This window comes from Mycobacterium sp. (assembly GCF_049683935.1).
In the GTDB taxonomy this organism is placed as follows: domain Bacteria; phylum Actinomycetota; class Actinomycetes; order Mycobacteriales; family Mycobacteriaceae; genus Mycobacterium.
Map to the genome: position 1 here is coordinate 1 of NZ_JBAUJR010000040.1, position 12066 is coordinate 12066.

Genomic DNA, 12066 nt, shown 5'->3' on the forward strand with positions numbered 1-12066 from the left:
CGCTGTTCGGCAAGCCGTCGAGTGGCTTCCTGCAGATGCTCAACACCGGCGCGCCGCCCATCACTGTCGGCCCGGAGTACGCGGGAAAGACCCTCGACCTGTGCATCCCCGAAGACCCGGTCTGCTCACCGACCGGCGGCGACGGCGGTGCTCACGGCGCCTACGCGATCCGGGGTGTGACTGAGCAGGCGGCGGAGTTCGCAGCGGGCAAGCTCCCGCAGCCGGCGGCCGGCCCGAACGGCGACGGGGCGGCGACCGCTGGGGGTTGACACCCGTCAACAGTGTGGTCGGGCTCACTGTTAGGTTCACACGGTGGCTCGCACTGATCTCGTCATCGAACGCCCCACCGACCTCAGCGCCGACTGGCTGACCGCTGTTCTCGATCGCGGCAACATCACCGATTTCGCCTTCCAGCGGATCGGCACCGGCCAGATGAGCGAGTGCTACCGCATCACGCTGACCTACGACGAAGCCGAGTCGAGCGGTCCGGCCTCGGTGGTGCTCAAGGTCGCCGCCACCGACCCCAACAGCAGGCAGACCGGACAGGCACTCGGGCTCTACGAACGTGAAGTGCGGTTCTACACCGACGTCGCGCCGGGATTGTCCGGGCCCGTGGCACCGTGTCACCACGCTGCCTACGACCCGCAGACCGGCGCCTTCGATCTGCTGATCGGAGATGCCGCGCCCGCGGTCGTGGGCGACGAGATCCTCGGGGCCACAGTCGAACAGGCGCACCTGGCACTGGCCGAGCTCGGCAAGGTGCACGGCCCGCTGTTGGGCAGCACGTCGCTGACCGCAAGCGAATGGCTCAATCGCGAATCACCGCTGAATCAGGCCCTGGTCGCTCAGCTCTGGGCCGGGTTCTCCGAGCGATTCGGCGATGCCATCAACCCGAGGCATCGGATCGTGTGCGAGCGTTTGGTCGGCGCCTTCGACGGCTACCTCGCCGCCGAGGCAGCATCGGACCGGGTTCACGGTCTGGTCCACGGCGACTACCGGCTCGACAACATGCTCTTCGGTGAAGCCGGAGCCGACCGCGCGCTGACCGTGGTGGACTGGCAGACCGTCACGTGGGGACCCGCATTCACCGATGTCGCGTACTTCCTCGGCTGCGCCCTGCCGACAGAGGCGCGCCGGGACAACTACGACGCACTCTTAGGTGCCTACCATCACGCGCTGGAGAGCGCCGGGGCGACGATCGATCGTGATGTCGTCCGTGACGGGGTGCGCCGACAGAGCTTCTTCGGCGTGATGATGGCGATCGTGTCGTCGATGCTCGTCGAGCAGACGGAGCGCGGTGATCAGATGTTCATGACGATGCTGGCGCGACACTGCGAACATGTGCTCGATACCGACGCGCTCGCGGTGCTTCCGGAAGTGGCTGCGCCCGAACCACTTTCACCCAGCGGCGAGGACGAGGGCCCGCATGCACCGGGCGGCGAGGAGCTGTGGAACGAGAGCTGGTACTTCGACTTCGCCGACGCCGGCCAGGACGTGGGTGGCTGGGTGCGACTCGGGTTGGTGCCCAATCAGAACACCGCATGGATCAACGCGCTGCTGTGCGGCCCAGACGTGCCGACCGTCGCGATCGTCGACTTCGCTGTTGAGCTGCCGACAGAATCGTCCGAGATCAACACCGAGACAGCGCAACTCACCTTCGAAGCGATCGAGCCCCTGCAGACCTACCGGGTGACCGTTCGTGGGCGCGGCGAGTCATATGACGATCCGGCGGCGCTGCTGCGGGGCGAGGCGGGGCGACCGACGGAGCTGACGATGGACCTCACCTGGACGACGGCGGGCACTCCCTACCAGTACCGCATCACCCCGCGCTACGAGATCGCCTGCACCGTCTCCGGGACCGTGACGGCCGATGGCCGGCAGTACCGACTCGACGGCGTCGCCGGGCAGCGCGACCACTCCTGGGGGGTGCGCGACTGGTGGGGAATGGACTGGGTGTGGAGCGCCCTGCACCTCGACGACGGCACCCGCCTCCACGCTGTCGACATCCGCATCGACGGAATGCCGCCGATCGGGATCGGCTACCAGCAACCGCCGCACGCCGGACTCACCGAACTGACGTCGATCACAGCGCAGGCCGCGTTCGCCGACAACGGATTACCCACCTCGACCACATTGGCGCTCGAGCCCGGCGGACTCACCCTCGACGTCGACATCCGCGGTCACGCCCCGGTGCGGCTCACCGCCGACGACGGCCGGATCAGCTACTTCCCCCGCGCCTGGGCGGCCGTCAGCACCAGTGACGGCCGCTCCGGGATCGGTTGGCTGGAGTGGAACCGCAACACGCGCTGAACGGCCGTCACTTCCGCGACCGTCGCGTTCCCTTCTTGACCAACGCACGCTTGCGCGGCGCCGACTTGTCGACCGGGATCTTCGACGGCGCCACCGCCGACGCCATCACAGCATCGGCGCGGTCCCACACCCGATGCTTTCCCAAGGCGGTGACCAGTTCGGTGGTGAAGGACTTGTCGGCATCGCTACCGATCAGCACACCCGGCGCGGCACGGTCGATGCCGGCGGCGTCGAGCAACGAGACACCGTCACCCCATGCGCCGAGGGCCTTGCAGTGCCGGAATAGTTCCTGCAGCAACACCACGACCTTGATGTCGTTGGTGGGCGTGGTTCCCGCCGCCACCACGACCGCGTCGAACTCGATAGACCGGGCGGTGGCGAAGGTCCGGTCCACCACAACGGCGCGGCGGCCTGATTTCAGGGTGCCACCGACGGGCGCGGTCACCAGCACCTCGACGCCCAGCTTTCCCAGCGACTTCGTCAGTGTCGTCACAGCTGCCAGATCGGAGCCCGCGTCTGCGATGACCGCGACCTTCCGACCGGCGACAGGGCCGGGCTCGGTGACGATCTGGGACAGTGCAGCGGAGGTGACGACGTTCTCCGGCGGGTTGCCCTTCGGCGCAGGGAGTCCCAGGCCTTCGGCAACCTGGCGGCACAGGTCGGTGTCGACGTTGGCCAGCACCTCCAGTTCGCGTTCCTTGATCACCTTCTCGTAGCACTTACCCAGCTCGAAGGTGAACGCCTCGATGATGTGCACCTGTTCGACCTTGGTCAGGCTCTGGTAGAACATCGCGGCCTGGCTGAAGTGATCTCCGAACGAGACCGGTTCGGCCCGCTCGACCGGACCGTCGACGTGACGAGGTGTGGGCACGTAGCCGCCTTCGTCAGCGGTGGCGACGAGGGGTTCACCTCCATCGATGCTGTTACGCAGATACGGCGCCTGCCCGGTGTGGACGGCGGTCTGATGCATCCCGTCACGAAGCATGTCGTTGACCGGGCAGTGCGGCCGATTGATCGGGAGTTGGGTGAAGTTGGGTCCGCCCAGTCGAGTGAGCTGGGTATCGAGGTAGGAGAACAGCCGCGCCTGCATCAGCGGGTCGTTGGTGACCTCGATTCCGGGGACCAGGTTGCCGGTGTGGAAGGCGACCTGTTCGGTCTCGGCGAAGTAGTTGGTCGGGTTGCGGTCCAACGTCAGCTTGCCGATGAGGTGCACCGGCGCAAGTTCCTCGGGGACGATCTTCGTCGGATCCAGAAGGTCGATGCCCTGGAAGGTCTCGGAGTCATCGTCGGGCATCACCTGGATTCCGAGCTCGTATTCCAGTGGTGCACCCGCCTCGATGCCGTCGGCCATGTCACGGCGATGGAAGTCCGGGTCGACACCCGCGGCGATCTGCGCCTCTTCCCACACCAGCGAGTGCACTCCGGCGACGGGCTTCCAGTGGAACTTCACCAGGCTGGTGGCACCGCGCTTGTTGACGAGCCGAAAGGTGTGGACACCAAAGCCTTCCATTGTCCGGTACGAACGCGGGATGCCCCGGTCGCTCATGTTCCAGAAGACGTGGTGGGTCGCCTCGGTGTGCAGCGACACAAAGTCCCAGAACGTGTCGTGTGCCGATTGGGCCTGCGGGATCTCGCGATCCGGGTGAGGCTTGCCGGCGTGGATGACGTCGGGGAACTTGATGCCGTCCTGGATGAAGAACACCGGAATGTTGTTGCCGACGAGGTCGAAGTTGCCTTCGTCGGTGTAGAACTTCACCGCGAACCCACGGGTGTCACGCACGGTGTCGGCGGATCCGCGCGAGCCCAGCACCGTGGAGAACCGGCAGAACACCTCGGTCTTCTTGCCCTTGGCCAGGAAGCCCGCCTTGGTGACATCGGCGGCGTTTCCGTACGCCTCGAAGGTGCCGTGCGCGGCGGCACCACGTGCGTGCACCACCCGCTCCGGGATCCGCTCGTGGTCGAAGTGGGTGATTTTCTCGCGGAGGTGGAAGTCCTCCATCAGCGTCGGCCCCCGGGGGCCCGCCTTGAGAGAGTGATCGGTGTCGGGCAGTCGGAGGCCCTGCGCGGTGGTCAGATAGCGGCCGGTCTGCGCACGCGAATCTGGCTGTCCTGCAGCGTCTTCGGGTGCGCCCGCGGGGCCAACGGCGGCGGGGGCGTTCTGGTCGCGGTTACGTGATGGGGGCATGGATGCTCCAAGCGATTGCTGATCGATGGCGGTCGCCGAATCGGGCGGACCAGGCCGGCGCGAGGGGCTGTGCGCCAGTAGTCGGTGGTACCCGCTGTCACGGCGGACAAACGTCGCCCCGGGAACGAACCGGCCCCGGCGATGGACGCCGGGGCCAGTGGGGCTGTTCTACGACGACGGATCAGGCTGCGTTGCCCCGCAACGCGTCCCGGGCACGATCCAGCAGCGATGCGAAAGGGCCCACGGCGAAGTTGGCGAAGGCCGACTCCACGCCGGCGTGCGGGTGCGTCGGAGCGATCCTCTCGGCCATCTCCACCGCGGTGGCGAGCTTCGCCAACTCTGCCGGGTCCAGCTGCTCCGCGAGCAACGTGAACTCCTCGGCCTCCTCCCGCTCGGCGTGCTCCAGCACCGCCGCCTGCAGGTGGATCAGGCCCTTGCTGAAGTCCGCTGTGCCGCAGGGGATGTTCTCGAGTTCGCCGAGCGCGACCTTGGCGTCGTGTTCCTCGGTGAGGCGGGCGTCGACGACCTCGCGGCCTCCGTCGATCTTCCGGCGTACCCGCGGGTGCACCATCATCTCCTCGGCTGTCTCGTGCACCGCCAGCAGGGTCCGCAGCCGGGTGAAGGCTGCTTGCTGCTCGGTGGCGTCCTTGGCGTCAAGGGTCTCGACGAACAACGCCTTGATCGCCTCGTGCTGTTCTTTCAGGTAGGTGACCACGTCACCGGGGTTGCTGACAGGTTTTTTCGACACGATGGATGACCTCCGTGATTGGGCTGATGGCTGCGCGAGGGGCTGTGCGCTGCCGAGGCTTACCCGCCGGAGACCGACGACAATCAGCTGTTGGCGCGATCCGCCTGACGTTTCGCCTTTTCGGTCTCGGCCAGTTGTTCGACCCGATCGGCCTTGGCCCGCTTGGTCGAGGCTTCAGCGCGCTTGGCGGCCGCATCGTCCAACCTGGCTTCGGTGGCTGCAACCACGGCTTGCTCGTCGTCCCGAATCGCCTCCCGCTCAGCTTTCCTCGCAGCTTCGACCGCTGATGCCTGTCGGCTTGCGGTCTCGTCGGCTTCCTTCTTCGCAGCCGCTGTGCGTTGCTGTGCCGTCTCCGCGGCGCGGGTCGCGCGCTGCTGAGCTGACCGCTGCGCCTCCTCGACCTCCTGCGCACGCTCTGCACGCGCGTCTTGCTGCTCCTGGCTCGCCTCGGAGAGTTTCGCTTCCTTTGCGGCGTCGGCCTTCTCACGCTTGGCGGTGGCCGCCGCATCCAGCCGGGCGGCGCGCGACAGCGCATCGCTGCGCTCGACGAGTGCCGATCCCCTGGTCTGCAGGTTCACGTCCCCCAGGGCCGAACCGACCGCTGCGTCCAACGATCCCAGCGATCGCTCGTAGAACAGCCGCGCGGGCGTCTCGGCGTCGAACCGGGTCATCACCCGGTCCTCGATGAGCTGAAGGGGCACTCGGGCGATCCGGTACTGAAGTCTCAGAATCGCGACCGGCACGCTGGCGATGTTCATTGTCCACTCCTGTGTCTTGCTGTTGTTCACGGCAGATCGGCTTCCTCGGTGATGCCCTCTGCACGCTGCCTGAGGGCTTCGGCCTGTTGCTTGGCGTTGTCGGTAACCTTCACCGCGGTCTCGTGCTCGGCGGTCGCTGCCACCACATCGTCACGCGCAGCCTCGACCTCAACGTTTTCCCGGGCCTTGGCCCGACTCGCCTCGACTTGCGCTTCGGTCTGAGCTGCCACCGCTTCGGCGGCGACGCCATCGCGGGCAGCCTGTTCTGCCATCCGCTTCTCGTCTTGCTTCTGCGCCTGGATGGCACCCTTGATCTCCGCGGCCTCGCTGTCGACCTGCTGCCGTTCGCGAGCAAGCTCGGCCTCGGCTCCCGACAGTTCGGTGCGGGCTTCGTCCACCTCGGCGTCCGCAACGGCCTCGGCGATGTTCGCTTCCTTGCGCTCACGGGCCTGCGCTTGATCGAGTTGGCCCTCGGCGGTCAACGAATCGTTACCGATCACCGCACCGGCGATCTCCTTCGCCTTGCCTTTGACCGAGTCCAGCAATCCCTCGCGGGCCTGTCCGGCCTTGTCCTGATCGCTCATTCACAAACTCCTCTCGACAGCCCACGCCCCCAGATGGAGCGCAACTGGATGCCCCCGAGACATTCCCTGCTGAAGGTGGTTCAACCCTCGATGCGGAGCGCGCTTGCTCACATCTGGTCCGCGCCCGCCGGGAGGGATATTCCGGCGGAGAACGGGTAGCTCAGACGAGCCCGGCGGAGTTCGTCCGCCAAGACTGATAGAGGAGACATCCGTGATCGGAACAATCATCGGCGCCATAGTCGTCGGACTCATCGTGGGCGCCCTGGCCCGCCTGATCATGCCCGGCAAGCAGAACATCGGCGTGATCATGACCGTGGCGCTGGGTGCCGTCGGTTCCTTCGTCGGCACGTGGGTCACCTACCAGTTGGGGTACTCGAACGAGAACGGCGGGTTCGAGATCATCCCGTTCCTGGTGGGGATCATCGTGGCGATCCTGCTGATCGCGGCCTACCTCGGCATCACCGGCAAGCGCAGCGGCCGGGTGCAGCGCACCGGTCGCTGATCCCGGGCACTCCGGTGCCGGCGGCCGGCGGGTACACAATGGATGTCATGGTGGTCCGCGAGCTAGACACAGTCCGGCGGCAGATCGGCCGGGCGGTCTTCGGAATGGTCGCCGGACCGGATGGTCCGAGCAACAGAGCGCAGATCCACGAGACTCCGGGACCCCGGTGGTTCGGTGAGGACCGGCCCATCCGGCGGGTGCACGGCGACGCGTCGATGTTCGTCGGCGGGCTGCGCGCGCTGCTGCTGCAGTCCCTGCATCCGCTGGCGATGGCGGGCGTCGCGGGGCACTCCGACTACCGTGGCGATCCGTGGGGGCGGCTCGCCCGAACCAGCACATTTCTGGCGGTCACCACCTTCGGGCCGTCGGCTGACGCGCAGCGCGCCGTGGACCGGGTACGGGGAATCCACACCCGGGTGCGCGGAACCGCGGCCGACGGTCGGCCCTACCACGCCACCGACCCGCACCTGCTCGAATGGGTGCACATCGCGGAGATCGACAGCTTCTTGCGGGCCCATCAGCTCTACGGCGCCGCGCCGCTGGACCAACGCGGCCGCGACGACTACGTCGCCGACACCGCGCGGGTCGCGATGGCGCTGGGAGTTCCCGACCCCCCTCGCACCGAACAGCAGCTCGCCGATCGGATCGAGGCCTACCGCCCCGAGTTGGAGAGCACCGCGGCCGCGCTCGACGCAGCACGGTTCCTGTTGTTGACTCCTCCGCTCCCGTTGATCGCCCGGCCTCCGTACGCGGTGTTGGCGACGACCTCGGTGGCGATGTTGCCGCCGTGGGCGCGAGCACCACTGCGACTGCCCTACCTGCCGCCGGTGGAGGCGACGGTGGTCCGCGCGACCGGCCGGGTGCTGGTCGGTGGCATCCGCTGGGCGATGACGGCCGATCGCTGAGCGTTGCCGACCGGTTCACCCCATCCGAGCGGTGGACAACTCCTGGAGATAGACCTCGAGATCGGTGTATCCGTGTGTCGAGAGTTGACCGGCGTTGTGGTTGGCGGCAGCGGGATTCAGCCCCCTGGCGATCTCCCAGATATCAGGCATGCCATCACCGTCGGTGTCCACAGGCGCGGTGGGGGGAGTTCCTGAATACGGCGGAAGCAGGGCGTCGTCGGCGGGGTTGATGTTCGGACTCGCCGAGGAGATCGTGTTCTCGGCGATGAACTGGAGCAGACGTCGGTCCATCGGGTCTCGGGGCCATGCACCGGCACGGTCGAGGAGCACCATCGGCAAGTCGTCCGTGGGGGTGTAGGTGATGGCCGGGAAGTCATGTCGCGACGCGAGTCGTTCCGCCCTGCCCGCGGAATCGTCGGGGTCGGTGACCGAGGCGTAATCATTGCAGCAGTAGAAGAGTTCGTAGTCAGACCGCGTCGGGTAGAGGCTCATCTTGTTGCCGCTGACGTAGAGCCGGTTTCCCGGTACACGCAGAATCTGGTCGTCGAACATCCCATACGGGAACTGGGTGCCTGTCCGGAAATAGTTGTTGACGGCGTTGATGTTCCAGTAGATCGGATAGGGATTTCCGGCCGCATCGGTGACCACATTCGTGTCTGTCCCGAGGGCGACGAAGAATCGTGGATCCCAGTAGAGATTGTTGGACAACTCCAGATTCATCGTGGACCCGGCAGCGGCCAGGGACTCACGGCTGCCTTCCGGCAGCCGACCTTCGATCCGGTTGAAGATGTTGTGGTGCAATGAGACACTGTCCAGCCCGAAGCCATGAGCAGGGTTGGAGTAGTTCATCAACACGCCGCCGTAGAACGAATGACCGCCCAGGGTCTCGGCGATGATCGAGTTCTGGATGGTGATGTTGTTCGAGTACGAGATCTCCACCGCCTCGTCGGTCGCGTTGCCGATGGAGACGTGATCGACGATCGCGTTGCGGGTGTATCGGAGACGCAGTCCGTCATCGCTGTGGCCATCGGTTCCCGGGCGGATACGCACGTGCTGGAGGATCCAGTTCTCGGCAAAATCCGAAGGCCTCCGGACGGTTTGATCCTGATAGGGAGTTTCGTCGGTGACAAATCCGCGGATCGTTATTCCGCCAGGAGAACTCTGGCCGGCAATCGTCATGTCGCCGTTTGTCAGATGAATCTGGGCATCGATCAACCCGCTGACCTTGAAGAGGATGTACTTGGCGCCCGGTTGGTCGATCGCCCACTGCAGCGAACCCACCCCGGACGCATTGGTATTGGTGACGTAGACGACGCTGCCGCCCCGACCGCCCGTGGCAAGGCTGCCGAACCCCTCGGCCCCGGGGAACGCGACCAGAGGCGCTGTCGCCGCCGACCCGATCGCCACGGTGACCGGCACAGTCGCCGTCGCGCCGTGACCGTCATCGATGATGACGTCAAACGTGTCGGATCTGTCGGCGGCGGTGGCGGTGGGTGCCGCGGCGTTCTCCCGCGCTGCGGGAGTGGGGGTGTAAGTCAGCCAGCCCGCCGACGTGACGACCACTGCGCCCTTCGACGTTGTGGTTGATCCGCTGTAGGTGAGGGCATCTCCGTCGGCGTCCCGGCCGAGGACCGTGCCGGTCACCACACCCGTGACCGGGTCCGGGTTCCCGACGACGGCGCTTCCCGTCGGCGCGGTGTTGGGCCGCGAGAACGGCGCGACGACCACCGATACAGTGGTGGCGCTTGTGTGCCGGCTGTTGCCGAACAGTCCGAAGCTCAGGAGGTTGATCCAGCCGAGGAACCCGTGGATGTGGAAGCCGCTGTCCTCGTCGCTGACGGTGACCTCGAACGAGTCGGTGGTGCCGGAGTGCGCAAAGATGCGGTCCGGGTTGTACAGGTAGCTGCCGTCGGGGTTGATCACCACAGTGCCGCGCAGCGGGCTTCTGGTGACGGTGTAAGTCTGGGCGTGGCTGTCGGGATCGGCGACGTTGAGCATGCCGGTGACCACACCGTTCGCGGCCTGGCCATCCTGGGTCGGGTTCAGGGTCGGAGTCTGATTGTTGAACAACGCCGCAATGCCGCTGAAGAAATCGGCGACCGGGTTGGCCGACTGCGGCGTGACCGGTTGCACGCCGGCCGCTCGGGCTGCCGGCTGAGCGCTGAGCCATGGGCCTGAGGCCGAGGCGGTCGCGGTGTCGGACGGCGCCACCGCGTCAGGCGCCACGATCGTCAGATCGGCCTCGGTCGTCTCGTCCGGTTCGGCCGGATCGGTCAGCACCGTCACGCCAGTGCTCGTGGGTAGCTCATCAACCGCGGCCGGCGCGTCCTCCGCGGTCGCCGGGTCGGATTCCCCGGCCTCCTCCGACGCGTCGCGTCCCACCTCATCGCTGCCGTCGTCGGCGGTCGCGGCTCGTCCAGAGTCAGGACGCTTCACTGGTGCCGCGCCGGTGCCGTCGCGATCGACTGCTGTCCGACTCCGGTGCGACGTCGCGACGTCATCTGCCGCGGTGGCGGAGGCGGCGGAATCCTCGGTTTGCGCCGACCTTCGTTCCGACGACGTGGAGTCCTCGGACGATGGCTCAGCAAAAGCGAGGCCGCTGCCTCCCATCGCGATTGCGGTGCCGACGACCGACATCGCAGCGATCACCACGAGTCGTGCAGCGAACGTCGTCGCGTCCATCGCGTCTCCCTCAATCGTGTGGGGAACCGAGCGATCCAACAAGATCAACACGCCTTGACGGGTATGTCAATACCGCCTGATCGAGGTATTTGAACTGTTCAGGACATTGACTCTGGATCAAGTCGGCCTCTGTCGTCCATAACGCGACCCCACCGATGGCGGGGTCGGCGGTGCGACCTGAACCCGGTCAGGCAAAATGCATGCCAATGTCCTCCTCCCTCGGCGACGTGCTCGCCACACTGCGACTCGAGCAAGTCCACTCGAGGCTTTTTGTCGGCCAGCAACTTCCCGCGCCGGCCAATCACATCCTCGGCGGACACATCTCGGCCCAGGCCTTGCTGGCAGCGAGCCTCACCGCGCCGGGCCGGACACCGCACAGCGTGCACACGTATTTCCTGCGGCCCGGCGACTCGCGGCGGCCAGTGGCCTTCGAGGTCGCCGATCTGCAAGACGGCCGGACGTTTTCAGCGCGCCGGGTCACCGCCCGCCAGGACGACCAGATCCTCCTCGAAGCGATGTCGTCATTCAAGATCGTCGATGCCAGATCCGCTGAGGTCGTCTACCAGCCACCGATTCCGCAAGTGCCCGAACCGGACTCGCTACCGTGGGTGCCGCCGCATTTCGCCGAATCCGAGGGCGTCACCGAAGGTCAGTGGGCCAGCCTGCGATGGTTCGAGCGCCGGATCGTCGACACCGAGCAGTCCCCGCCCGCACGGGCGCGGATCTGGTGGCGACCCGACGGGGAGGTACCCGACGACCCGGTACTGACGGCGAGCCTGGTGGCCTACCTGTCGGCGGTGACGTTGACCGAGCCTGCGTACGCGGCTCGCGGAGGTATCGGCGTCTCCGCACAGCGTGACCACTCGGTGTGGTTCCACGCACCGGCGGTGCTCTCGGATTGGCTTCTCTACGAACAGTCTTCGCCCAGCAGCGCCGACTCGCTGGCGCTGGCGAGTGGGACGATGTTCAACCGCGACGGCACCCTGGTCTGCACCGTGCGGCAGGAGATGTACTTCCCGCCATCGCGGCACTGACCCGACTCACCCGAACTCGATGACCTGCCTGACAGCCCTGCCGTCGGCGAGTTCGTCCATCGCAGAATTGATCTGGTCCAGCGTGACCGTCGAGGACACCAGCGCTTCGACGGGAAGCCTTCCCTCGCGCCACAACTCGACGAAACGCGGGATGTCTCGGGCGGGCACCGACGACCCCAGATAGCTGCCGATCAGCGAGCGGCCCTCGGCGACGAGACCCAGAGGCGACACACTGAGTCGAGCGTCCGGGCGGGGCAGCCCGACGGTGATGGTGCGTCCGCCGGGCGCCGTCAGTGCGATCGCGGCCTCCAGCGCGGCGGGGTGGCCGACCGCTTCGATCACCACCGCTGCCTTGATC

At 66.6% G+C, this 12066-nt stretch carries 11 protein-coding genes; 5 read left to right on the forward strand and 6 right to left on the reverse strand.

Translation table 11 applies throughout. The features are described 5' to 3' along the window. Both WA965_RS02365 and WA965_RS02370 read left to right on the forward strand, forming a co-directional pair. On the forward strand, positions 1–269 hold a 269-nt coding region (locus WA965_RS02365; RefSeq protein ID WP_526447001.1), incomplete at its 5' end, for a cutinase family protein. A 43-nt stretch (positions 270–312) separates the two neighbouring features. Continuing rightward, positions 313–2310: a DUF7064 domain-containing protein gene (locus WA965_RS02370; protein ID WP_526294461.1), complete on the forward strand. Its 1998-nt coding sequence runs from the start codon at positions 313–315 to the stop codon at positions 2308–2310. 7 nt (positions 2311–2317) lie between these two features. On the opposite strand, the gene WA965_RS02375 is transcribed toward WA965_RS02370, so the two are convergent. From WA965_RS02375 to WA965_RS02390, 4 genes are all read right to left on the reverse strand, one after another. Then, positions 2318–4495: a catalase gene (locus tag WA965_RS02375; protein ID WP_526294462.1), complete on the reverse strand. Its 2178-nt coding sequence runs from the start codon at positions 4493–4495 to the stop codon at positions 2318–2320. 181 nt (positions 4496–4676) lie between these two features. Next, positions 4677–5243 (reverse strand): hemerythrin domain-containing protein, encoded by a 567-nt coding sequence (locus WA965_RS02380; RefSeq protein ID WP_526294463.1) that lies wholly within the window; start codon positions 5241–5243, stop codon positions 4677–4679. A gap of 83 nt (positions 5244–5326) precedes the next feature. Further along, positions 5327–6001 carry an IF2 family translation initiation factor gene (locus tag WA965_RS02385; RefSeq protein ID WP_526447003.1) on the reverse strand — a complete coding sequence of 225 codons (675 nt, stop codon included), beginning with the start codon at positions 5999–6001 and terminating at the stop codon, positions 5327–5329. A 26-nt stretch (positions 6002–6027) separates the two neighbouring features. Further along, complete coding sequence (locus WA965_RS02390; protein WP_526294465.1) at positions 6028–6585, reverse strand: CsbD family protein; 558 nt, start codon at positions 6583–6585, stop codon at positions 6028–6030. 211 nt (positions 6586–6796) lie between these two features. Here WA965_RS02390 and WA965_RS02395 point away from each other — a divergent pair, with 211 nt between their 5' ends. Together WA965_RS02395 and WA965_RS02400 are read left to right on the forward strand one after the other, a co-directional pair. Further along, the gene (locus WA965_RS02395; RefSeq protein ID WP_526294466.1) at positions 6797–7087 is read left to right on the forward strand and encodes a GlsB/YeaQ/YmgE family stress response membrane protein; all 291 of its coding nucleotides are present in this window, start codon (positions 6797–6799) and stop codon (positions 7085–7087) included. 47 nt (positions 7088–7134) lie between these two features. Then, on the forward strand, positions 7135–7992 hold the full coding sequence (locus tag WA965_RS02400; protein ID WP_526447005.1) for an oxygenase MpaB family protein: 858 nt from the start codon (positions 7135–7137) through the stop codon (positions 7990–7992). A gap of 15 nt (positions 7993–8007) precedes the next feature. On the opposite strand, the gene WA965_RS02405 is transcribed toward WA965_RS02400, so the two are convergent. Then, positions 8008–10674 carry an Ig-like domain-containing protein gene (locus WA965_RS02405; RefSeq protein WP_526294468.1) on the reverse strand — a complete coding sequence of 889 codons (2667 nt, stop codon included), beginning with the start codon at positions 10672–10674 and terminating at the stop codon, positions 8008–8010. A gap of 206 nt (positions 10675–10880) precedes the next feature. On the opposite strand from WA965_RS02405, the gene WA965_RS02410 reads away from it, so the two are divergent. Beyond that, the gene (locus tag WA965_RS02410; RefSeq protein ID WP_526294469.1) at positions 10881–11708 is read left to right on the forward strand and encodes an acyl-CoA thioesterase; all 828 of its coding nucleotides are present in this window, start codon (positions 10881–10883) and stop codon (positions 11706–11708) included. A 6-nt stretch (positions 11709–11714) separates the two neighbouring features. On the opposite strand, the gene WA965_RS02415 is transcribed toward WA965_RS02410, so the two are convergent. Further along, positions 11715–12066, reverse strand: a 352-nt coding sequence (locus tag WA965_RS02415) for a zinc-binding dehydrogenase (RefSeq protein WP_526447007.1), incomplete at its 5' end; no start/stop codon positions are given.